The sequence below is a fragment of the Flavobacterium ardleyense genome (genome assembly GCF_033547075.1).
GTDB classification, from domain to species: domain Bacteria; phylum Bacteroidota; class Bacteroidia; order Flavobacteriales; family Flavobacteriaceae; genus Flavobacterium; species Flavobacterium ardleyense_A.
In genome coordinates this window covers 431,590-453,053 of record NZ_CP137891.1, presented here as the reverse complement: position 1 = coordinate 453,053, position 21,464 = coordinate 431,590, and the positions used below count along the sequence as shown (strand labels likewise).

General features: G+C 37.5%; 20 protein-coding genes. 14 read left to right on the top strand and 6 right to left on the bottom strand.

The window, feature by feature from the left end; translation table 11 throughout:
- Nucleotides 1-72 precede the first annotated feature (72 nt).
- Nucleotides 73-549 carry an Hsp20/alpha crystallin family protein gene (locus SBO79_RS01990; protein ID WP_318641376.1) on the bottom strand — a complete coding sequence of 159 codons (477 nt, stop codon included), beginning with the start codon at nucleotides 547-549 and terminating at the stop codon, nucleotides 73-75.
- Nucleotides 550-1,032: 483 nt separating this feature from the next.
- On the opposite strand from SBO79_RS01990, the gene SBO79_RS01985 reads away from it, so the two are divergent.
- The 8 genes from SBO79_RS01985 (at nucleotide 1,033) to SBO79_RS01950 (ending at nucleotide 9,888) form a co-directional block, all read left to right on the top strand.
- Nucleotides 1,033-1,824 (top strand): DUF3050 domain-containing protein, encoded by a 792-nt coding sequence (locus SBO79_RS01985; RefSeq protein WP_318641374.1) that lies wholly within the window; start codon nucleotides 1,033-1,035, stop codon nucleotides 1,822-1,824.
- 324 nt (nucleotides 1,825-2,148) lie between these two features.
- Nucleotides 2,149-3,039 carry a branched-chain amino acid transaminase gene (locus tag SBO79_RS01980; RefSeq protein ID WP_318641372.1) on the top strand — a complete coding sequence of 297 codons (891 nt, stop codon included), beginning with the start codon at nucleotides 2,149-2,151 and terminating at the stop codon, nucleotides 3,037-3,039.
- A complete protein-coding gene (gene ilvD, locus SBO79_RS01975) occupies nucleotides 3,039-4,715 on the top strand; it encodes a dihydroxy-acid dehydratase (protein WP_318641370.1) in 1,677 nt (558 codons plus the stop codon). The genes SBO79_RS01980 and ilvD overlap by 1 nt, the downstream gene beginning before the upstream one ends.
- Nucleotides 4,716-4,726: 11 nt before the next feature.
- Nucleotides 4,727-6,421, top strand: coding sequence for a biosynthetic-type acetolactate synthase large subunit (gene ilvB / locus SBO79_RS01970; RefSeq protein ID WP_318641368.1), 1,695 nt, complete (start codon nucleotides 4,727-4,729; stop codon nucleotides 6,419-6,421).
- 7 nt (nucleotides 6,422-6,428) lie between these two features.
- Nucleotides 6,429-6,947, top strand: coding sequence for an acetolactate synthase small subunit (gene ilvN / locus SBO79_RS01965; protein WP_318641366.1), 519 nt, complete (start codon nucleotides 6,429-6,431; stop codon nucleotides 6,945-6,947).
- 167 nt (nucleotides 6,948-7,114) lie between these two features.
- Nucleotides 7,115-8,158, top strand: coding sequence for a ketol-acid reductoisomerase (ilvC, locus tag SBO79_RS01960; protein ID WP_318641364.1), 1,044 nt, complete (start codon nucleotides 7,115-7,117; stop codon nucleotides 8,156-8,158).
- Nucleotides 8,158-9,402, top strand: coding sequence for a threonine ammonia-lyase IlvA (ilvA, locus tag SBO79_RS01955; RefSeq protein WP_318641362.1), 1,245 nt, complete (start codon nucleotides 8,158-8,160; stop codon nucleotides 9,400-9,402). Before ilvC ends, ilvA begins: the two co-directional genes overlap by 1 nt.
- 189 nt (nucleotides 9,403-9,591) lie before the next feature.
- On the top strand, nucleotides 9,592-9,888 hold the full coding sequence (locus tag SBO79_RS01950; RefSeq protein WP_318641360.1) for a DUF4298 domain-containing protein: 297 nt from the start codon (nucleotides 9,592-9,594) through the stop codon (nucleotides 9,886-9,888).
- Between the two features lie 198 nt (nucleotides 9,889-10,086).
- Here SBO79_RS01950 and SBO79_RS01945 read toward each other — a convergent pair whose 3' ends face one another.
- The 4 genes from SBO79_RS01945 to SBO79_RS01930 all read right to left on the bottom strand — a co-directional run bounded on the left by SBO79_RS01945 (nucleotide 10,087) and on the right by SBO79_RS01930 (nucleotide 15,423).
- On the bottom strand, nucleotides 10,087-10,881 hold the full coding sequence (locus tag SBO79_RS01945; protein WP_318641358.1) for a T9SS type A sorting domain-containing protein: 795 nt from the start codon (nucleotides 10,879-10,881) through the stop codon (nucleotides 10,087-10,089).
- Between the two features lie 100 nt (nucleotides 10,882-10,981).
- On the bottom strand, nucleotides 10,982-11,311 hold the full coding sequence (locus SBO79_RS01940) for a T9SS type A sorting domain-containing protein (protein ID WP_318641357.1): 330 nt from the start codon (nucleotides 11,309-11,311) through the stop codon (nucleotides 10,982-10,984).
- A 106-nt stretch (nucleotides 11,312-11,417) separates the two neighbouring features.
- Nucleotides 11,418-12,566: a beta-helix domain-containing protein gene (locus tag SBO79_RS01935; protein WP_318641356.1), complete on the bottom strand. Its 1,149-nt coding sequence runs from the start codon at nucleotides 12,564-12,566 to the stop codon at nucleotides 11,418-11,420.
- Between the two features lie 124 nt (nucleotides 12,567-12,690).
- Complete coding sequence (locus SBO79_RS01930; RefSeq protein WP_318641355.1) at nucleotides 12,691-15,423, bottom strand: TonB-dependent receptor; 2,733 nt, start codon at nucleotides 15,421-15,423, stop codon at nucleotides 12,691-12,693.
- A gap of 179 nt (nucleotides 15,424-15,602) precedes the next feature.
- On the opposite strand from SBO79_RS01930, the gene SBO79_RS01925 reads away from it, so the two are divergent.
- Both SBO79_RS01925 and SBO79_RS01920 read left to right on the top strand, forming a co-directional pair.
- Nucleotides 15,603-16,286 (top strand): response regulator transcription factor, encoded by a 684-nt coding sequence (locus SBO79_RS01925; RefSeq protein WP_318641354.1) that lies wholly within the window; start codon nucleotides 15,603-15,605, stop codon nucleotides 16,284-16,286.
- A complete protein-coding gene (locus SBO79_RS01920; RefSeq protein WP_318641353.1) occupies nucleotides 16,286-17,329 on the top strand; it encodes a sensor histidine kinase in 1,044 nt (347 codons plus the stop codon). Before SBO79_RS01925 ends, SBO79_RS01920 begins: the two co-directional genes overlap by 1 nt.
- Here the strand turns inward: SBO79_RS01920 and SBO79_RS01915 are convergent.
- On the bottom strand, nucleotides 17,303-18,379 hold the full coding sequence (locus tag SBO79_RS01915) for a glycosyltransferase (protein ID WP_318641352.1): 1,077 nt from the start codon (nucleotides 18,377-18,379) through the stop codon (nucleotides 17,303-17,305). The two genes, SBO79_RS01920 and SBO79_RS01915, sit on opposite strands and share 27 nt — an antisense overlap.
- An 85-nt stretch (nucleotides 18,380-18,464) precedes the next feature.
- Between SBO79_RS01915 and trmB the strand changes: the two genes are divergently transcribed.
- From trmB to SBO79_RS01895, 4 genes are all read left to right on the top strand, one after another.
- Nucleotides 18,465-19,139: a tRNA (guanosine(46)-N7)-methyltransferase TrmB gene (gene trmB / locus SBO79_RS01910; RefSeq protein ID WP_318643389.1), complete on the top strand. Its 675-nt coding sequence runs from the start codon at nucleotides 18,465-18,467 to the stop codon at nucleotides 19,137-19,139.
- 6 nt (nucleotides 19,140-19,145) lie between these two features.
- Nucleotides 19,146-19,778, top strand: coding sequence for a lysine transporter LysE (locus tag SBO79_RS01905; RefSeq protein ID WP_318641351.1), 633 nt, complete (start codon nucleotides 19,146-19,148; stop codon nucleotides 19,776-19,778).
- Nucleotide 19,779: 1 nt separating this feature from the next.
- Nucleotides 19,780-20,124 (top strand): MGMT family protein, encoded by a 345-nt coding sequence (locus tag SBO79_RS01900; RefSeq protein ID WP_318641350.1) that lies wholly within the window; start codon nucleotides 19,780-19,782, stop codon nucleotides 20,122-20,124.
- 199 nt (nucleotides 20,125-20,323) lie between these two features.
- A complete protein-coding gene (locus tag SBO79_RS01895; protein WP_318641349.1) occupies nucleotides 20,324-21,454 on the top strand; it encodes an Mrp/NBP35 family ATP-binding protein in 1,131 nt (376 codons plus the stop codon).
- Nucleotides 21,455-21,464: the final 10 nt, after the last annotated feature.

Sequence of the window (21,464 nt, the reverse complement as noted above, 5' to 3'; positions counted from 1 at the left end):
TAAATAAAAAAAGTGCTGCTTTGCATAATTGTACGCAGGCAACACTTTGCATGTTAGGCTTATTCTTAATCGTTAAAATATTTCGATATTTCGGGCAGGCTTTTGTTTAGCCTCTTCCTTCTTTGGCAAGGAAATATTAAGAATTCCATCCTTATATTCAGCTTTTATACCTTCTTCGTTTACCGTTTCTGGAAGAGTAAATGATCTTTTAAAAGAGCTATAGCCAAACTCTTTTCGTCTATAATGCTCGTTTTCCGATTCATTTTTGACCTCTTTTTCAACGGCTATGCTTAATACTCGATTTTCTAAATTAATTTGAAAATCAGACTTTTCGAGTCCTGGAGCTGCAGCCTCAATGATAAAGGATTCTGCATCTTCTTTTATATTTACTTTTGGCAAGCTTAAAGTTGAATCATAATTTGACATTAATGACGACGGCAATTCTTTTGAGAAAATATCGTCTAGAAAGCTTGACCAATTTTGGAAGTTTGAATTTGTATTTTTGCTTGCAAAACTTCCGTTTTTAGGAATCATTACTGATGTACTCATAATTAAAAGTTTTAAATTAAACAATTTCTGATCTATTCGACGTCGATTTCTTGATTAAATACAAAAGAAATACCAAACCAAAAAAATCATATTCTGATAGTCAATTTATGTAAAAAAGACAGAATAGTGTTGAATTTTTGCTGTTCTAGCTATATTAATGTGACAAATTGTCGGTGAAGTGGATTGCAGTCACCATCTATTGAATCAATCTGTTTTCAATGCATTGAAATCCAAAATAGCCGAGGCGAAAAATTTATATTAATGAATTTAGTTTTATAATTGAATATTATTTCTACATTTGTCGCAGAATCAAAACAACAATGAACACATCTATTATCATTTCTTCAATTATTATCGCTATTGTGATTATCACATCTGCGAAGGGAATGCTATAGATTTATATAAATTATATTTAAAGCCTCCCGAGAAATTAGGAGGCTTTTTTTGTGACTTTTTTCAAACAACTATTAAAACAGAAATCGAATGACTACAATGCAACAGATAGAAAGTGAATTAGCGCCTTTGCGCATTCAATTAAATGAGCACAGATTGTATCACAATTTGAAAACCATAGAGGACATAAAACTATTTATGGAAAGTCATGTCTTTGCGGTTTGGGATTTTATGTCACTTCTAAAAAATTTGCAACAAAACTTAACAAACGTTAGTACTCCATGGGTTCCCGCAGAAAATGCTAAGCTATCAAGATTTATTAATGAAATTGTTCATGGAGAGGAAAGTGATATAAATGAATTGGGCGAACCTAAAAGTCATTTCGAAATGTACTTAGACGCTATGCATCAAATAGGAGCAAAAACCAGTGAGATAAACAAGTTTATAGATTTAATAAAAACTGGCAACAGTGTAGATAATTCTCTTAATCAGGTTAACATTGATCCTAGAGTGCTAAGTTTTGTAAAGTATTCTTTTTCTATAATCGAAACAAATAAACCTCATCTTGTAGCTTCAGCATTTACTTTTGGCAGGGAAGACGTTATTCCAGATATGTTTATTGAAATTCTAAAAAACTCAAATCCAGAAAAAAACACTTTTAGTAAACTGAGGTATTATCTCCAACGACATATAGACTTAGACGGAGATGAACATAGGCCACTTTCACTTGAAATGATCACTGAGTTGTGTAAAAGTGATCAGCAGAAATGGGATGAAGCACTATTTGTAGCCAAAGAGTCCTTAAAAAAACGCATTGAACTTTGGGATTCAATTGCAGATATGATCATAAATAAAAACGCATTGCATCAGTTAGCCAATTAGGTAATAGAAATTTCCTAGAATACATATTACAATTATCAACATATCTAAAATGACAAGATCTACAATTATTATTAGCATTATTATTCGCTCTTTCGGGTGAGTCAGGCTGGTATTGTCCAAGTTTAAGCCTTTCTCATTCAGTTGAGAAAGGCTTTTTTATTTTAAATCAATTCATATTATGACAACATACACAATTATTATTATCAGCATTATTATCATTTGCCCCTTCGGGTGAGTCAGGCTGGTATTGTCCAATTTTAAGCCTTTCTCATTCAGTTGAGAAAGGCTTTTTTTATTTCATAAATTATCAAAATCACCAATAAAATGTACTACAACAACGAAACTTTAATTTATCTCAACGGAAAATTTGTCAAAGCAAGCGAAACTTCAACCGACTTATATAGTCAGACTCTACATTATGGCTATGGTGTATTTGAAGGAATCCGTGCTTATGCCACTGCAAATGGAACCAGCGTTTTCAAATCAAGACAACATTATCAACGTCTTAAAAACTCGGCTGAGTTAATCAATATTCCTTTCAATTTTGATGTTGATCAATTGGTGGAAGCGACCTACGAGCTTCTAGAAAGAAACAATTTATCAGATGCCTACGTGCGACCGCTAGTTTTCTGCGATCCAAATATGAGTTTGTCCCGACCAAATAATGTTTCGATAATGATTTGCGCGTGGGAATGGGGCGCGTATCTAGGTGATAAGCAACTTCGATTGAAAGTGTCGTCCTACTGCCGTCCGCACTCTAAATCTGTAAAAATCGAAGCCAAGGTTTGTGGTCATTATGTGAATTCAATCTTGGCCACTAACGAAGCGAAAGACCATGGTTTTGATGAAGCATTACTGCTTGATAGCGATGGCTTTATAGCCGAAGGTCCAGGAGCAAACTTGTTTTTTGAGAAAGGTGGCGTCTTGTTTACACCGCAATTAGGAAATATCCTGCCTGGAATTACTAGAGCTACGGTATTAGAAATGGCGGCAAAGTTTGGTGTAGAAGTGAAGCAAGGCCAATTTCAACTAGAGGAATTACAGTCTGCCGATAGCGCTTTTTATTGTGGTACCGCTGCTGAAATCATAGGGATTGAGTCGGTTGATGATTATAAATTCCCATTGGATTGGAGTGATTCTATTGGTAAGAAATTACAAAATGAATATTCAGAATTAGTTAGAAAATCAGAAAAAGTATTAACCACCACACACTAATGACAACATTAAATAAATACAGCCGAACTATTACGCAAGACGAAACACAGCCAGCCGCTCAAGCTATGCTGTACGGAATTGGCTTAACCGAAGAAGATCTGAATAAAGCACAAGTAGGTATTGTTAGCACCGGTTATGAAGGCAATACTTGCAATATGCACCTAAATGATTTGGCTAAAGCCGTAAAATTTGGTGTGGTTGCTGAAAACTTAGTAGGACTAATTTTTAATACAATTGGCGTTAGTGACGGAATCTCAAACGGCACTGACGGAATGCGTTTCTCATTGGTTTCTCGCGATGTTATTGCCGACTCAATAGAAACGGTGGTTAGCGCGCAATGGTACGACGCAGTGTTGGCGGTTGTTGGTTGTGACAAAAATATGCCAGGTTCGATCATGGCTATGGGACGGTTAAATCGACCATCGATAATGGTTTATGGTGGTAGTATTCATTCTGGAAAATGGAAAGGTGAGTCGCTGAATATAGTCTCGGCTTTTGAAGCTTTGGGTAAAAAGTTTAATAACAGCATAACTCCAGAGGATTTTAAAGGGGTAATCAAAAATGCGTGTCCGGGTGCAGGCGCTTGCGGCGGAATGTACACTGCAAATACAATGGCATCAGCGATTGAGGCATTGGGAATGAGCTTGCCTTTCAGTTCTTCGAATCCTGCATTGAGTGTCGAGAAAAATCAAGAATGTTTGGACGCGGGAAAAGCAATCCGATTGCTATTGGAAAAAGATATAAAACCAAAAGACATTATGACCAAACAAGCATTCGAAAATGCGATGACTATGGTAGTGGTTTTAGGTGGCTCGACCAATGCGGTGATGCACTTAATCGCAATGGCACATTCGGTGGACATCGAATTAACATTGGAAGATTTTCAAAAAGTAAGTGATAAGATTCCAGTCTTAGCCGATTTAAAACCTAGCGGTAAATATTTGATGGAAGACCTGCACAAAGTAGGCGGCGTTCCTGCCGTGATGAAATATTTGTTAGAAAACGGACTTCTTCATGGCGATTGCTTAACTGTAACGGGTAAAACAGTAGCAGAAAATTTAGCAGATGTTTCGAGTTTGAGTAATGGTCAAGATGTTTTTCTTCCTTTAGATAAGCCATTAAAAGCAACCGGACATTTGCAAATATTGTACGGCAATCTCGCGACAGAAGGCAGCGTTGCCAAAATAAGTGGCAATGAAGGCGATTTTTTTGAAGGACCAGCCAGAGTTTACGACGATGAATACGCGGTTATTGCCGGTGTGAAAAATGGAGAGGTAAAAGCGGGTGATGTTGTTGTTATCAGGTACTGCGGACCAAAAGGCGGACCGGGAATGCCCGAAATGCTAAAGCCAACTTCGGCGATTATGGGTGCCGGTTTAGGAAAGGACGTTGCATTAATTACCGATGGTCGCTTTTCGGGCGGTACACACGGTTTTGTAGTTGGTCACATTACGCCCGAAGCGCAAGATGGTGGCGTAATTGCTTTGGTGAAAAACGGCGATATCATCACGATTGATACAAAAAACAATAGTGTTGATTTAAAAGTTAGCGCTAACGAATTAGCAAAGCGAAAAGCAGAATGGCAACATCCCGAACTCAAGGCAACCAAAGGGGTTTTATTTAAATATGCCAAATGTGTTTCTAGTGCATCAACGGGTTGTGTAACTGATAAATAAATCTTTAAAAAATGGATTCGACAATAATAACAGGCGCACAAGCGGTCATGAAATCGTTGGTTGCAGAAGATGTAAAAACAATTTTCGGATATCCTGGCGGCGCGATTATGCCAATTTACGATGCGTTGTACGACTATCAAGGTTCGGTAAACCACATTTTGGTTCGGCATGAACAGGGTGCGATTCACGCGGCACAAGGCTTTGCACGAACTTCAGGAAAAACAGGAGTTGTATTTGCAACTTCTGGCCCTGGAGCCACAAATTTAATCACGGGCTTGGCTGATGCATTGATCGATTCGACACCACTGGTATGTATTACGGGTCAAGTTGCTTCGCATTTATTGGGAACGGATGCTTTTCAAGAAACTGATGTGGTGGGAATTTCAATGCCTATTACAAAATGGAATTGCCAAGTAACCAAAGCAGCTGATATTCCTGCGGCTATTGCTAAAGCTTTTTACATCGCACAATCGGGAAGGCCGGGACCGGTTTTGATAGATATTACCAAAGATGCACAATTTGGTGAAATGGAGTATAACTATCAAAAATGTACTGAGATAAGGAGTTATCGTCCAAAACCAAAATTAAATTTTGCAAAACTAGAAGAAGCGGCGAGTTTAATAAATAGCGCGAAAAAGCCATACCTCTTAATTGGACAAGGAATTATGCTATCAAATGCCGAGGAAGAACTGTTGAAATTTGTAGAAAAATCAGGAATTCCGGTGGCATCAACTTTATTAGGTTTGGGCGCGTTTCCAAATAATCATCCACTGTACGTGGGTTATCTCGGCATGCACGGCGATTATGCACCAAACATCAAAACCAACGAATGTGATGTTTTGATTGCTGTCGGAATGCGATTTGACGACCGAGTTACTGGCGATGTTTCGCGATATGCCAAGCAAGCAAAAGTCATTCATATTGATATTGATGCGTCCGAATTGAATAAGATTATCAATGCAGATGTGGCAGTTCACGCTGATGCGAAAGACGCCTTGAAAGTCCTAACTGATTTGGCTGAAAGAAAGCAACATTCAAATTGGCATCAAGAATTTAAAAAAGCAAAAGAATTAGAAATATCCACGCTGCAAGAAAGCGCTGATAAGCTTTTTTCGGAGGAGATGAAGATGGACGAGGTAATTAAAATGCTTTCAGAAATCACCAATGGTGAGGCGGTGGTAGTTACCGATGTTGGTCAGCATCAGATGATGACTGCGAGATATTATAAATACAATAAATCGAAAAGCAATATCACCTCTGGCGGATTGGGAACAATGGGTTTCGCACTTCCTGCCGCAATTGGAGCCAAATTTGGCGCACCCGAAAAAACGGTAGTAGCCATCATTGGTGATGGAGGTTTCCAAATGACCTTACAGGAATTAGGGACGATTTTGCAAAGCAAGGTGGATATAAAGATCATTATACTCAACAATCGGTTTTTGGGAATGGTAAGGCAATGGCAGCAATTATTTTTCGAAAAACGCTACTCGTTCACCGAAATGATTAGTCCAGATTTTGTAGCGCTTTCCAAAGCGTATAGTATTGAAGCTAAAAAAGTAGAAGCTAGAGAAGATTTGAAAAGTTCACTTTCAGAAATGCTGAATCACCAAGGATCTTATTTATTGGAAGTTATGGTTGCAAAGGAAGAAAATGTTTTTCCGATGATTACTACGGGAGCATCGGTTTCTGAAATACGATTAAGCTAAAATTACTATGGAAAAAACATATACAGTTTCTGTATTTACAGAAAACAGCATTGGGATGATGAATAGAATTACCATCATTTTTACTCGTCGGCATTTGAATATCGATAGCATCACGGCTTCAGAATCTGAGGTGAAAGGCGTATTTAGATACACGATTGTGCTGAGAACTTCGAAAGAGCAGGTTGATAAGGTAATTGGTCAGCTCGAAAAACTGATTGATGTGTTAAAGGCCTTTGCCCATGAAGATTCGCAAATCGTACATCAAGAAATTGCTTTATATAAAATTAGAACTGAGATGCTGACCGATGGCGATGTGGAAAAAGTGATTCGCGAACATCATGCGAGAATTTTGACGGTTGATCCCAAATTTATGGTGATTGAAAAAACCGGTCATGTAGAAGAAACGCAATTGCTTTTTGAAAAACTGCAACCTTTTGGAATGTTAGAGTTTGCTCGTTCGGGAAGAGTGGCGGTGACCAAACCGATGAAAGAGCTGAGCAGTTTTCTGGAAGAGTTGGCAAGCTAAATTAACAGCAAAATTTGAATAATTGCAGGGTTTGCGTTAGGGATGGCAGCGGCATCCTTTTGTGGAGCTTGCGGAACAAAAGATATAGCGGACAGCCCGACCCGACCTTTTTCGGGAGGGAAACGCCCAAATTAAAATAATTAATAAATATAAAATAAGAATATAAAATGGCGACAATAAATTTTGGAGGAGTACTTGAAAACGTGGTTACAAGAGAAGAATTCACGCTAGAAAAAGCGCAAAATGTATTAAAACGTGAAACTGTTGCCGTAATTGGATACGGCGTGCAAGGTCCGGGACAAGCTTTAAACTTAAAAGACAACGGCGTAAATGTAATTGTGGGGCAGCGAAAAGGCACAAATAGCTGGAAAAAGGCATTAGCCGACGGTTGGGAAGAGGGGAAAACCTTATTTGAAGTAGAAGCAGCCTGCGAAAAAGCGACAGTAGTGATGAATTTATTGTCGGATGCGGGGCAAATTCAAGCGTGGGAAGGCATCAAAAAACATTTATCAAAGGGCAAAGCGCTGTACTTTTCGCACGGATTTGGAATCACATTTCATGAAAAAACGGGAATCGTGCCACCAATAGATGTGGATGTGGTTTTGGTTGCGCCCAAAGGATCGGGAACATCGTTGAGAAGTTTGTTTTTGCAAGGGCAAGGATTAAATTCGAGTTATGCTGTGTTTCAAGATGCCACCGGAAGGGCCGAGGAAAGAGCATTGGCGTTGGGAATCGCAATTGGTTCAGGATATTTGTTTGAAACAACATTTCAGAAAGAGGTTTATAGCGATTTAACTGGCGAGCGTGGCGTGTTGATGGGCGCGGTTGCGGGAATATTTGAAGCACAGTTCAATGTTTTAAGGCAACGTGGGCATTCGCCAAGTGAAGCTTTTAACGAAACGGTGGAAGAATTAACTCAGAGTTTGATGCCACTAGTAGCGCAAAACGGGATGGATTGGATGTTTGCTAATTGCTCTACAACTGCGCAACGTGGCGCTTTGGATTGGAAAGATAAATTTCGCGCAGCCACCGAGCCAGTTTTGAATGAACTATACGATAGTGTGGTTTCGGGAAGAGAAGCCGAAAATGTGATTAAAGCCAATAGCAAAGATGACTATCGCGAAAAATTGGAAGAAGAATTGGCCGTAATGAAGAACAGTGAATTGTGGCAAACAGGTTTGGAAGTTCGCAAATTAAGACCTAAAAAATAATGAGTTTACTAGCAAAAGTGTACGAAGCTCGAGAGCGAATAAAAGGGGTTGCGGTGCATACACCACTGATGAAAAATGAGAACTTGAGCGAGGAATTCTCTGCTGCCGTTTACTTGAAACGCGAAGATTTGCAACCCGTGCGTTCCTACAAATTACGCGGCGCTTATAACAAAATTGTTTCACTTACAGATGCCGAAAAAGCCAAAGGTGTAGTTTGCGCGAGTGCGGGAAATCATGCTCAAGGCGTGGCTTATGCTTGCTTTAAATTGAATATTAGAGCGACGATTTTTATGCCGGTGACCACGCCTTTGCAAAAAACAAAGCAGGTTAAACTTTTTGGGAAAGACAAAGTTGAGGTTGTCATGAAAGGCGATACGTTTGACGAATCGTTTGCAGAGGCAACAAAATTGTGTGACGAATTGGGAGCGATTTTTATTCATCCGTTTGATGATGAAATGGTCATGGCTGGTCAGGGAACAATAGGTTTAGAACTTTTGGAAGATCACAAAACTCCAATTGATTATTTGTTTGTTCCAATTGGTGGCGGCGGATTGGCAGCAGGATTGATTTCGGTATTTAAGGAATTGAGTCCGCTGACCAAGATCATAGGAGTTGAGCCTGCTGGAGCGGCGTCGATGAAAACATCGATTGCTATGGGCAAGAATACGACTTTGGAGGATATTGATAAGTTTGTTGATGGCGCGGCGGTAAAGCGAGTAGGTGAGCAAACCTTTCAGGTTTGTAAAAACGGTTTAGAGGACATTATTCTCGTTCCAGAAGGCAAAGTTTGCTCTACGATTCTAAGATTATATAACGAGGAAGCGATCGTGGTAGAGCCTGCGGGCGCGTTGACCATTGCGGCATTGGATTTTTATAAAGATAAAATTCAGGACAAAAAGGTGGTTTGCATTGTGAGCGGAAGCAATAATGATATTACAAGGACAGAGGAAATTAAAGAGCGGTCGCTACTGTACGAAGGATTAAAGCACTACTTTTTGTTGCAATTTCCGCAACGGCCGGGCGCATTAAAGGAGTTTGTAAATGACATTTTAGGTCCGGACGATGATGTCGCTTACTTTCAATATTCTAAGAAAACAAATCGTGAAACGGGGCCAGTGATTGTGGGGATCGAATTGCAACACAGAAATGATCTTTTGGCGATTGAAACAAAACTGAGCAATAGAAAAACCAACTATCAATATTTGAATGGGAATCCAGATTTATTCACACATCTAATTGTTTAAACAGATATTTCAGAAAACGTATTGGCTAAGTGAATGATGAGAAGTTAAGGAGTCTAATAATAAAAGTGTCTATCCGAAGTTTCAATACTTTTGGTAGGCACTTTTTAACAGTTTTATAGGATTGGGCATACGGAAACAAGTTCTAAATTTTATACGTTTACAAGAGCAGAATTTAATAAAGCAAGAATTATGAGTGAAATAATAGACCGAGTGACAAGAATGGAAAACATTTTGGATGAACTTGCTGCGGTTGTAGCGAAATCGGCGCAAGCGATGGACGAGCTTGAGAATCACGTGGAGAAACTGAATACTATTAAGAAGTATTACGAATCTCAGTATATGAAAGATTGGTCGGCTGACGAGCGAGGCGAACTTCCAAAAGATTTGAAACGCGGCGTTTTAAGTGAAGACGGAATTAATACTGTGCTAATTGATTTTTTTGAACTCTCTACTAAGATGAAGGAATTGGCGAAGAAGATTCGGTAGAATGTTGTTATAAGTAGATAATTTCAATCTATTACGGACTGCTTCGACCGAAGACAAAATCGCTTCTTATTATGGTGCAATCAAGGTTAGAGCTGAATCTTTTTACACTACCATCTTGCGAGCTTTATTCTTTCGGCGAAAGCCAAAAAAAAAAGGCCTCAATTTTCATTGAAGCCTTTCGTTTAAGAAATTATGAACTTACTTGATAACTAATTTTCTAGTAGCAGTAGATCCGTTTTCTGTAATTTTCAAGATGTAAACACCACTAGTTAAAGCTGAAACATTTACAGCATTATTAGTTTTAGTTTTTAAAACTTGTTTTCCTAATACATCAAAGATGCTTACAGACTTTACGTCATTTGAATCTGTGTTGATGTAAAAAGTACCTGCAGTTACAGGGTTTGGATATACGTTAAGACCGTTGATTGAATTTTGGCTAACTTTCATTGGAGACGTTACTGACATATCGTCGTAGTAGATTACTCCACCACCAGCAGTACCATCAGCGTATGATCTCATTTCGAATCTAAGCTTTGCAGCACCTGCAGGAGCTACCACTGTTGTAGTCCATAATTGCCACTCTGGATTATCAGTACTATAAGTCGCTGGTCTAAATTCAGATTCGTTTGCTGGAATTGTAGAAAACGCGTCATTCAACCAGTAAATCCATGGTCTTGATTTTGCCGCAGGATCATTATCCAAATACCAATACGAAATTGTATACGTTGTTCCAGGAACAACTACCGCTGTTTCATTCTGAATTTTTACAGAAGTTCCACTAGATGAAGGCAAAGTTGGAGTTGTGTGCTTTGCCGAAAACATTCCACCATGTTTAATGTTGGCTTCTTTGCTTACACCAGCAGTATAAGGCGCTGGCGAGAAAGATTCTGGCGTGTTGTTGTCAACCCAGTTTTCTAGGTTTCCGTTGGTAAGTTGTGCATTAGCAGTAAAAGAAACTGCTGCAGCAAATAATAAAGTGTAAAGTTTTTTCATAATTGTTTGGGTTGTTATTAAATATTAGTTCAAATATAGGAACATTTTTAATGAAAACTTTACATTCAAAGTTAATAAAATGAAAAGAAACCGTAAATTTTTACTTTATTATGAGTTTTCTTGTTGCAGTGCTGTCATCTTCCTTTATTTTGATAATATAAACACCGGGAGTTAAACTAGAAATATTTATTTCCTTGGCACTACTAAGGGTTTGAAATACTTTTTTACCAAGCACATCATAAATAGCTATTTCTTTGGCAGTATTAGATTTAGATGCAATAAAAATCTTACCGTTTGTGGCGGGGTTTGGATAGAAACTCAAACCATCGATAGTAGAATCGTGATTGATCGTCGATTTTCCACCTTGAGCAAAACTGCTAAAGGAAAAAATGATGAATAAAATGATTGTATATAGGTAGTGTTTTTTCATAGTAGATAATATGCTGTAAAGATACTGAAACTATTTCAAATATTATACCATAAAAAGAGCCTGCTTTTGGGGCAGGCTCTGATAACTAACTAACACAAAATCAATCTTATAATCTCGTCCAAGATGCCGCCCAAGATGGCATATTTTCTCCATCGCCAGCTCCAGTTGCTGTTGCGCTCTCGATGAAAACTGGATTAACATCAGCAGTTGCACCCGCAGTGTCTTTTCCTTTTGCTTTAGACGTAACATTTAAAAAACGAACATTTGTAATTTTAATCTCCTGAGAAGCAACATAACCTATTCCTTCTGAATGCTGAATATCAATTCCTGTAACAAAGTTACTTAGTACTACATTTTCAAATATACCTTTCGTTCCAACTCTCAATTTTATGGCTTGAGATTCTGTCCCTTGATCACCTAATCCAATTAATGTAAGGTTTTTAATTTGTGGATTAGAAGTTGGTTGTGCCAAGTGGTTGTTCGAATTATTATCTGCTTCGATTCCTCTGTTTCCGCGACCTAAACCTAATTTTCCAAACCAAAATTCATTTGTACCATTCCAGCCTTCTGTCCAATCAAATTGATCATCTTCATTTGAAGTAGAAACTAAGTAACGAGTATCAACTGTACCTCCAAAGAATTCGAAACCATCATCTGCTCCTTGGTATACTTGTACATATTCGATAGTAGTTCCTTTTCCAACTCCAAAAAGTGACAATCCGTTAAATTCTTTTTCGCTGTTGTAAGCATAGCCAGAATATTCAATTCTTAGATAAGAAATCGATCCAGAGTTGTCATCAGAATTTGTTCCGCCGTAAGTCAATTCTGAAACTTCTGCTGATGCTGTTACCCCTTTATTGATTGGTGCTTTTCCGCAGATTACAAGTCCACCCCACTGTCCAGGTGCCTTCATTGCAGCTCCACTTGTCATTACTACCGGTTTTTGAGCAGTTCCATTTACAAATATTTTTCCGCCCTGCGCTACGGCGATGTACGAGGTTCCAACGGTTCCTTCGATTACGGTTCCAGCAGGAATTATGAGTTTGGCACCATCTTCAATGGTCAAACTTCCAGTAAGTTTATACACAACAGCAGGATCTAATGTCACATCGCCATCTGTAATTTTTCCTTGAAAATCATTGGCTTTTAATACAAAACTACTGCTTGCAATTGCTGGACTGTCATCTTTGCTACAAGCGCTAAAAATACTTACTGCCATAAATAATACTCCTAATTTCTTAACTGTGTTTTTCATTTTTTGGTTTTTGTTTGTCTTTTTAAATTCTTTTACAAATATTAAGTTTCTGCTTTATTTGGAGGTTAATCAACTGTAATTAGATTGTTACTATAATTGCGGTTGTGTAACCAAATCGTAAAGTCTAAAATTGATAGTTTATTCCTAATGAGAAGTCAATTCCGTTTTTGTAAGATAGTACCGTTATTGGTGATCCATTGTTTTCTTGAACTCTTTGAACCGAAGGATCTGTCAAATTTTTTGCTGAAAAGCTTAGACCTATTTTATCCGAAAGTGATGATTTCAAGATAAAGTCAAAACGTCCAATAGCCTGATCTACTAAGTTTCCTTTCATTTCTGATCCTAGGGCGTAAAGTCTATCTGAACTGTAGGCATAAGCAACTGTCATTTGAAGGGATTTGTCGTTATTCCAAGTTCTATTAAAACTCAAATCTGCATTAAGCAACAAGTCCGAAGCTCCAGTAAAACTGCTCTTGTCGTGGGTAAGGTTGATGTTGTAAGCCGTTTCCGCACGTACTTTTTCAGAACTTAATTTCTGTTCAGTTTTTAGATACGAAGCATTTAGTCCCGCAGAGATTTTGTTGTTTTGGCTTTCGCCGAAAGAAAGAAGGTTCTTCTTTACTTCAAATTCCAAACCTACGGCATGACCTGCATCTCCGGTGTTGATAAACGAAATATCGTTGGTTGAAGAGGCAAGGGTTACTTCATTTATAGGATTCTGAATGTATTTTCCAAATGCCGTTAAAGAGATTGTCTCGTCCGGTTTTGGGAAAAACTCGTATTTTAAATCGAAATTATAATCATCAGAAGGATAGAGATTTGGATTACCAACTTTGATTTCAGTTACGTCTTCGTAAACGAAAAGTGCTTTTTCTTTAAATTGGGGCAGTGTGTACGTCTTACTTGCGGCAATTCGCAAATTGCTTTTTTCAGTTAAGCTGTATTTTCCAATTATGCTTGGTAACAATTTATTTTGATCAAAAGTGTTTTTGCTTCCAATATTATCCAATTGTGTTTTCCATTTTACTTCTTGTAACAATTGTTCTGACCTAAGTCCCGCAACTGCCGTAAATTTCTCCGAAAATTGGTAGGTTATCGTTGCAAAAGCAGCATGAATATTTTGCGTACCGCTATAGGTTTGTGGCTCTAATGTTCCGTTGAAAGTATTTATATTAAAATGATTTTGATCAAAATTTGATTGATTAAAGAAAGAATCAAGATTGTACGGGTTTACCGTAGTTGTAGATTGATTGTTTGCAATTTTGAAGTTGAACTGTATTGCTTCGAAATCTCTAGTTTTAAATTTCCCGTCATAACCAACTGTAAAAGTTCCTTTGAAGGTTTCGTCAGTAGTTTTTGCGAATTTATAAGCTGCAGACACAGAAGCTGCAATTTCATTTTCGGTTAATTTCTGAAAATATCTGTGATTATCAGAAGTTGTATTGGTGGCAAAAACGTAATCGTTAGTTGAGGTATTCATGCGCAACGTATTTTGAGTACGATCCGGCATTTCACTTTTTACGGTATTATAAGATGTACCCCAATTAAGAGCTAATCGGTCATTAATTTTATGATCTCCTAATAATTGATTTACATAAAGTTGAGTTTGATTGTAAGTTCCTCTTCGGATAAGCCCGTTGTTTTCTTCGGCAATATCTCTAATAAAGCCTCTATACTCGTCATTTTCTTGCTCGGCAAAATTTACAAATAGAAAGTTATATTTAATTTTAGAACCAGGTTTAATATTCAATCCGGCATTAAACATTCCTACGGCAGAAGTATTGTGAGAAAATTTCTTCTGATCAAAAGATTTTAATTTCGCTCCTTGTGCACTAACACTTTGATTTAATCCTTCACGATAATTGAATTTACTATCAAAATTTGCGGTTGCAAATAATGATAATTTCGATTGTGCTCCGATATCAAATGATTTACCAGCTCTTACCGAAACGCTGCTTCCGATTGGCATTGTACTTTCTGGATTTAGGCTATTTGAAAATCCAAATGACGAGAGGCCATTTTGCGGAAGCGAATAATTAGAAAATCCAAAATAGCTTGGTCCTTCCTGCAACTGAAAGTCTGATTGACTTACTGCATTGCTATTGATATTTGATCCAATCTCAACTTCAAATAGTGAACGTCCTTGGAAGTCTTTTGAAACTATATCAATATTTCCGCCGGCAAAATCTCCAAACATATTAGCGCTATAAATTTTGTCGATTCCGATATACTGGATAATGTCGGTTGGAAATAATTCCAAATCGATATTTTTCTTTTCCGTATCATTCGATGGAATTGGAAGCCCATTTAGCGAAGTCGAATTATATCTATCGCCCAATCCACGAACATACATGGTGCCAGAACCTTCTTCTTTGCTAATCCCCGTAACTTTGGCCACAGCAGCTGCAGCATTGCCCACACCTTTCTTGCTAAATTCTTCAGCGCCGATATGCTGTTTTATTTCTACTAAATTTTTCTGCTCCATCAGCAAAGCACTTTCTTTCTGGCGGTTGACTCTGGCTTTAATAACTACTTCGGTAAGGACTTCGCTGTCTGCCAATAATTTCTTGTCAAGGTTTTTCTCTTCGGCAGGATTTACAGTAACATTTTCAACAGAAGTTAAATATCCCATATAGCTAAATTCAACAGTATAAAATCCCGGAGTTACATTGATGGAGTAATGTCCATTTTCATCAGAAGTCGTGGCGATGTTCGTGCCTTGAAGGCTAATGTTTACATAAGGTAATGTCGCTGTTTCCATATCGTTGTCAGTTACCGTCCCCGAAATTGTGGATGGTCCTTGCGCGAATGTGCAAACAGATAAAAAGAAAACAAATAAGAAGAACAAATGTTTCATCAGAATGATTTTTAAATTTCAGCAAAGTAAAGGCTGGTATTTTAAGGCTAGGTTATCTCAATATTATTACTAGGAGTTCTTATTGTTAGGGTAATGTTACCATATTAAATTACGGTTAACTCCATTATTGGTAGCTCAATTATCTTTACATTTACGACTTAAAGTGATTAAAAACCAAAATGAAAAAAAGAGATATAAAGATACTATTGGTCGATGATGATGCGGATATTATCGAAATAGTTCGGTATAATTTATTGCAAGAAGGATATCAAATTTTTACCGCTTCTAATGGAAAAGAAGCGATTACTGCGGCAAAAAAAGAACTTCCACATCTTATAATAATGGATGTGATGATGCCCGTTATGGATGGGATGGAAGCTTGCGAGCAAATACGCTTAGTGCCCGAATTGCAAAATGTTATAATCACTTTTTTAAGTGCTCGAAATGAAGATTACTCCCAAGTAGCAGGATTTGAAGCTGGAGCAGATGATTATATTGCAAAACCTATTAAACCCAAAATTTTAGTAAGTAAAGTAAAAGGACTATTGCGCAGACTTAAGGATCAGAAGGAAGGAAGTGCAACTCTCAATGTCGCAGGACTCGAAATTAATAGAGAAGAATACAAAGTAGTTCACGAAGGACGAGAGTTGGTATTGCCACGTAAGGAATTTGAATTGCTTTATCTTTTGGCGTCAAAACCTGGAAAAGTTTTTAAACGTGAAGAGATTCTGGATAGCGTTTGGGGTAATGAAGTAGTTGTTGGAGGCAGGACCATTGATGTTCACATTAGAAAATTACGTGAAAAAATGGGCGATGATCTCTTTACTACAATCAAAGGAGTTGGTTATAAGCTTGACGCATAATGATTAGAAAATTGAAAAACACGTACAAATTTGCAGCGATTTCTACGCTGTATATCACGTTGTTTTCTACCGTACTGATAGGTACATTGATGTATTTTTTCGCGATTTTCTCTTGGCAAATATGTCTGTATTTTGCTTTGGTAATGTCGTTGTTTTCATTTTTCTCAGTTCAATATAGAGTAGAAAGATATATTTATTCGAAAGTAAAGAAAATATACAGCGACGTATCTTTATTGGAATCGTCCTCATTTACATCGCAGTCTGTCACTACCGATATGGCTTCGCTCACGCAGGAGGTAAAAGAATTTGCTACGAGCAAAAAATTAGAAATCGAAACTCTAAAAGTCCGTGAAGAATATAGGAGAGAGTTTTTAGGAAATGTTTCGCACGAACTTAAAACGCCCCTATTTACCGTTCAAGGTTATTTGTCCACACTTCTTGATGGCGCAATGAATGACAAGTCTATTAGAAAGAAATATATCAGTCGAGCTGAAAAAGGTGTTGAAAGATTAATTCTTATCGTTCAAGATTTGGATATGATCGCCAAACTTGAAACGGGAAATCTGAATTTGCAGATGGAGAACTTCAACATTGTAGAAGTTATTGAGAATGTCTTTGAACTTCTCGAAATGAGCGCTTCTGAAAAAGACATCATCCTACTTTTTGATAGAAAATACACCAAACCGATAATGGTTTATGGAGATAGCGAGAAAATACACCGGGCAGTTGTTAATCTAATCGTTAATACTATCAAGTACGGAAAACAGAATGGCTCAACTGAAGTTAGTATCGAAGAACTTACAAAAGATAAGGTGATTGTTAGAATTAGCGACAATGGTGAGGGTGTCTCATCCGAAAATATCGGCCGATTATTTGAACGATTCTACAGAGTAGACAAAAGTGGGTCTCGCGACGTAGGAGGTAGCGGGCTTGGTTTGGCAATCGTCAAACATATTGTAGAAGGTCACGGAGAGAAAATTTATATAGAAAGTCAACTAGGTAAAGGTTCGGAATTCTCATTCACCCTCAAAAAGGCAAAATAGTTGTTTCCAATTTACTTCTTCCTTTATTTCAGGTATGCCATTAAAATTTTCCACTTTTTCCAAATCTGAAATGCTGAAATTTTCTTGCTTTGCAAATGGCAGCATCTCTTTTTTATGCAGTCGTTTTGCAAGATATTCTTGTTCATATTGTCCAGGAGTAGGAATTAGGAGTGCTTTTTTCTGAAGTTTCGCAAGATCCATAATCGTTGTATAGCCTGAACGGCAAATGACCAAGTCGCTCTCATTAATCTTCTGCTCCAACTCCTCCGAAGTCATAAAGTTGTAGTAAGTGCAATTGTCAACCTTTACGATTGTTCTTTCTTCCTGAACAACTCCTCTTACGAAAATAATGTTTCCAGTATAGCTTTTAAGTTCAGAGGTCAAAATTTCCTCTAGTAGCGATCGTTGAGGTTCGGGACCCGAAAGTAAAACCATCAGATTATATTTTTGAGGTACTTTCTTTTTCACCATACGGCTTAACGGACCAAGGTATTTAACTGAATCTGAAGGATTTTTTAGATGCCCTAATTTTCCGCTCAGATTTGGCTTTGCTTCAGAATCAGGAATCCAACATTCGTCAAATTTTTTAATTATCAGTCGCTGAACTTTTCCGGTTAGCCACGAAGTATTTCCGCTAAGAACATTTAGTTGATGGGTAATAAAAACCGAGGGAACTTTTTTTGAATAAGCACCAAACCGTGAATCCGAAATTATTCCTTTTAGATTGTATTCAGAAACCCACTTCTTTACGAGTTTTTTTTCTGCCAACATCGCGTCAACTACTCCGGGAATATTTTGAAGCATTTTAAATTTAAAATCCGACTCTTTTTCGGGATATTCTATATTGTAGGAAGGCAGTTCCAGACACTTTAGTTTTGGAAATTCTTTTTGTAATAGTATTAATGCCATTCCATCCGAGGCAATTATTGGATTGAAACCTAATTCAAGAAGTGCTTGAATTATTGGAATGCAACGGGTGGCGTGGCCTAAGCCCCAATTAAGCGGTGCTACAAGGATGTTGATTTTCAAAACGGTATCAGATTTTGACATATAAATAAAAGTAAATTAAGGTAGCAAGATAAATATATCTAAAGTTTTATATATTTCCTTAATTTTGCCAAAATATTATTTTATTGTGGGAAGCAAAAACAAACTTAAAAGATTTTTAGAGAACGACACATTCAGCAACGTATTTCAGCCAACGAGAGAAGAAGTTGTAGGCAATGAATTTCCTCTAAAGGGCAAATGGAATTCTGATTTTTTCAAAAATGACAATCCTATTGTAGTAGAACTTGGTTGCGGTAAAGGAGAATATTCTGTAGGTCTTGCCGAGAGATTTCCTGATAAGAATTTTGTGGGAATTGATATTAAAGGAGCGCGTTTCTGGAGAGGTGCAAAAACTGCAACTGACACAGATCTGAACAACGTTGCCTTTGTAAGAACTCAAATCGAAATCATCGATGGAATTTTTGCTGAACATGAGGTTGCTGAATTCTGGATAACGTTTCCTGATCCACAAATAAAATACAAACGCACCAAGCATAGAATGACCAATACAGAGTTTTTGCAACTTTATAAAAGGATTCTAAAACCTGATGGCGTTATGAATCTAAAAACAGATAGCGAATTTATGCATGGTTACACGCTTGGACTTCTGCATGGAGAAGGTCACGAAGTGCTTTACGCAAATCATGATGTCTACAAAAATGAAGGTTCGCCCGAAGAAGTTACGGCTATTCAGACGTTTTATGAAAATCAATACCTACAAGTAAACAAAGCAATTACATATATAAAATTCAAAATTAAATAGATAAATATGAATTTTATATTGCCGCTTATCTACGGTTTTTTTGCTGCTTCATTAGGAATTTTACCTCCCGGTATGATTAATATGACTGCGGCAAAATTAAGTATGCAAGAGGGAAGAGTGAGAGCTCTCGTATTTGCAGGCGGCGCCTCATTGATTGTAATTTTGCAGACCTTAATCTCACTTTTTTTTGCTGAGATCATTGATAAGAATCCTTCCATTTCACTTTTATTACGAGAGGTTGGTTTTGCAATTTTTTTAAGTCTCACTATTTTCTTTTTTATAAAAGGAAATAAAATTTCACCGCAAAAGAAGCATCTGGAAAAACATTCGAAGAAAAGTAGGTTCTTTTTAGGAATGTTTCTGTCTGCAATTAACGTGTTTCCAGTACCCTTCTATGTTTTTATTAGTGTGACCTTGGCATCTTATCAATATTTTTCTTTTTCAAATGCAGAAATTTGGTCCTTCGTCATTGGTTCTGGTCTTGGAGCTTTCAGCGCCTTTTATATCTACATTGCTTTTTTCAATAAATTAGAACAGAAAGCGGCTTTCTTTATGAAAAACATGAACTATATCATCGGAAGCACCACAGGCATAATTGCTTTTTTTACACTATTGCGAATTATAAATCATTATTGGTAAAATGGAGCATGAAGCGGAGCAGATAAGTTTCTTTGAACGGGTTTATAATGTTACTTGTAAAATTCCGTATGGAAAAGTAACTTCCTATGGCGCTATTGCGAAAGTTTTAGGTTCGCCAAAATCTGCCCGAATGGTGGGTTGGGCACTCAATGCCGTACACAATCAGAGCGATGTTCCCGCTCATAGAGTTTTAAATAGAAATGGTCTTCTTACCGGCAAGCATCACTTTCAAGGAACAAACTTGATGCAACAACTTTTAGAAAGTGAAGGTCATATAGTTATAAATAATCAACTTCAGGATTTCGAAGAAAATTTTTGGAATCCGCCAATGGATGTGTTATACTAAGGTATGCCTAGACCAAGTTCATTCTATTTGGAAAAATACCGCATTTGTAGCTGAAAATTTACTCTTGAGTTCCGCCCTTCTTCGGGGGAATTATACATTTAAATATCTTTCAAATCAGAACTTTTCAAGCTATCTTTGCAATATGAAATCAGTTTAAATAAAAATAACTCTAAACTGATAATTTTTATATTTTATATCCATGAAGTTAGATAAAAAAGCAGTTTTAAACGCCCTAGAAAGTATTTCAGTTGCCGGAGAAGGTAAAAATATGGTAGAGAGTGGCGCTGTCACCAACGTTGTAGTATTTGGTAATGAAGTTATAGTAGATCTTGTGCTTGCAACTCCTGCAATGCATATCAAGAAAAGAGCAGAGACTGATATTATCAATACAATTCGCGAAAAGCTTTTAACCGAAGCTAGCGTTAAGGTAAATATCAAGGTGGAAGCTCAAGAGAAAGTAGAAATTAAAGGGAAGCAAATTCCTGGAATTAAAAATATTATTGCCGTTGCCTCTGGTAAGGGAGGTGTGGGTAAATCTACTGTAACTGCAAACCTTGCGGTTACCTTAGGTAAAATGGGTTTTAAAGTTGGAGTTCTTGACGCCGATATTTACGGACCATCAATGCCAATTATGTTTGACGTGGAATCTGCAAAACCTACTTCAATGGAGGTTGATGGAAAGTCAAAAATGAAACCAATCGAAAGTTACGAAATCAAAATCTTATCTATCGGTTTCTTTACCGCTCCAAGTCAGGCTGTAGTGTGGCGTGGGCCAATGGCATCAAAAGCATTAAACCAAATGATTTTTGATAGTCACTGGGGAGAACTAGATTTTCTTTTGATTGATCTCCCTCCAGGTACAGGAGATATTCACCTTTCTATTATGCAGGCTTTACCTATTACAGGAGCTGTCGTAGTAAGTACACCACAGGCAGTTGCACTTGCAGATGCTCGTAAGGGTGTTTCTATGTTTCTGTCAGAAGCGATTAATGTTCCTGTTTTGGGAATTATAGAAAACATGGCTTATTTCACTCCCGCTGAGCTGCCAGATAACAAATATTATATCTTCGGACAATCGGGTGCCCGCCACCTAGCTGAGGATTTAAAAGTTCCATTCCTTGGAGAAGTACCACTAGTGCAATCTGTAAGAGAAGCAGGAGATATCGGTCGTCCAGCTGCCCTGCAGGAAGGTTCGATAATTTCAGAAGTTTTTAAAGAAATAGCTCGTAATGTTGTTGAAGAAGTTGTAGCTAGAAATGAAAACCTTCCAGCTACCGAAGCAATTAAAATTACTACTATGGCCGGATGCTCGAGTGTAAAAGGGAAATAGTTCGAATTTA

Excerpts from the sequence above, each read along its gene's own strand:
- ilvB (WP_318641368.1), top strand. The coding sequence starts at position 4,727 with ATGGATTCGACAATAATAACAGGCGCACAAGCGGTCATGAAATCGTTG.
- SBO79_RS01945 (WP_318641358.1), bottom strand. The coding sequence starts at position 10,881 with ATGAAAAAACTTTACACTTTATTATTTGCTGCAGCAGTTTCTTTTACT.
- SBO79_RS01905 (WP_318641351.1), top strand. The coding sequence starts at position 19,146 with ATGAATTTTATATTGCCGCTTATCTACGGTTTTTTTGCTGCTTCATTA.
- SBO79_RS01895 (WP_318641349.1), top strand. The coding sequence starts at position 20,324 with ATGAAGTTAGATAAAAAAGCAGTTTTAAACGCCCTAGAAAGTATTTCA.
- SBO79_RS01920 (WP_318641353.1), top strand. The coding sequence starts at position 16,286 with ATGATTAGAAAATTGAAAAACACGTACAAATTTGCAGCGATTTCTACG.
- SBO79_RS01935 (WP_318641356.1), bottom strand. The coding sequence starts at position 12,566 with ATGAAAAACACAGTTAAGAAATTAGGAGTATTATTTATGGCAGTAAGT.
- SBO79_RS01930 (WP_318641355.1), bottom strand. The coding sequence starts at position 15,423 with ATGAAACATTTGTTCTTCTTATTTGTTTTCTTTTTATCTGTTTGCACA.
- ilvN (WP_318641366.1), top strand. The coding sequence starts at position 6,429 with ATGGAAAAAACATATACAGTTTCTGTATTTACAGAAAACAGCATTGGG.
- SBO79_RS01925 (WP_318641354.1), top strand. The coding sequence starts at position 15,603 with ATGAAAAAAAGAGATATAAAGATACTATTGGTCGATGATGATGCGGAT.
- ilvD (WP_318641370.1), top strand. The coding sequence starts at position 3,039 with ATGACAACATTAAATAAATACAGCCGAACTATTACGCAAGACGAAACA.
- SBO79_RS01915 (WP_318641352.1), bottom strand. The coding sequence starts at position 18,379 with ATGTCAAAATCTGATACCGTTTTGAAAATCAACATCCTTGTAGCACCG.
- SBO79_RS01940 (WP_318641357.1), bottom strand. The coding sequence starts at position 11,311 with ATGAAAAAACACTACCTATATACAATCATTTTATTCATCATTTTTTCC.
- SBO79_RS01980 (WP_318641372.1), top strand. The coding sequence starts at position 2,149 with ATGTACTACAACAACGAAACTTTAATTTATCTCAACGGAAAATTTGTC.
- SBO79_RS01985 (WP_318641374.1), top strand. The coding sequence starts at position 1,033 with ATGACTACAATGCAACAGATAGAAAGTGAATTAGCGCCTTTGCGCATT.
- SBO79_RS01900 (WP_318641350.1), top strand. The coding sequence starts at position 19,780 with ATGGAGCATGAAGCGGAGCAGATAAGTTTCTTTGAACGGGTTTATAAT.
- ilvC (WP_318641364.1), top strand. The coding sequence starts at position 7,115 with ATGGCGACAATAAATTTTGGAGGAGTACTTGAAAACGTGGTTACAAGA.
- ilvA (WP_318641362.1), top strand. The coding sequence starts at position 8,158 with ATGAGTTTACTAGCAAAAGTGTACGAAGCTCGAGAGCGAATAAAAGGG.
- SBO79_RS01990 (WP_318641376.1), bottom strand. The coding sequence starts at position 549 with ATGAGTACATCAGTAATGATTCCTAAAAACGGAAGTTTTGCAAGCAAA.
- SBO79_RS01950 (WP_318641360.1), top strand. The coding sequence starts at position 9,592 with ATGAGTGAAATAATAGACCGAGTGACAAGAATGGAAAACATTTTGGAT.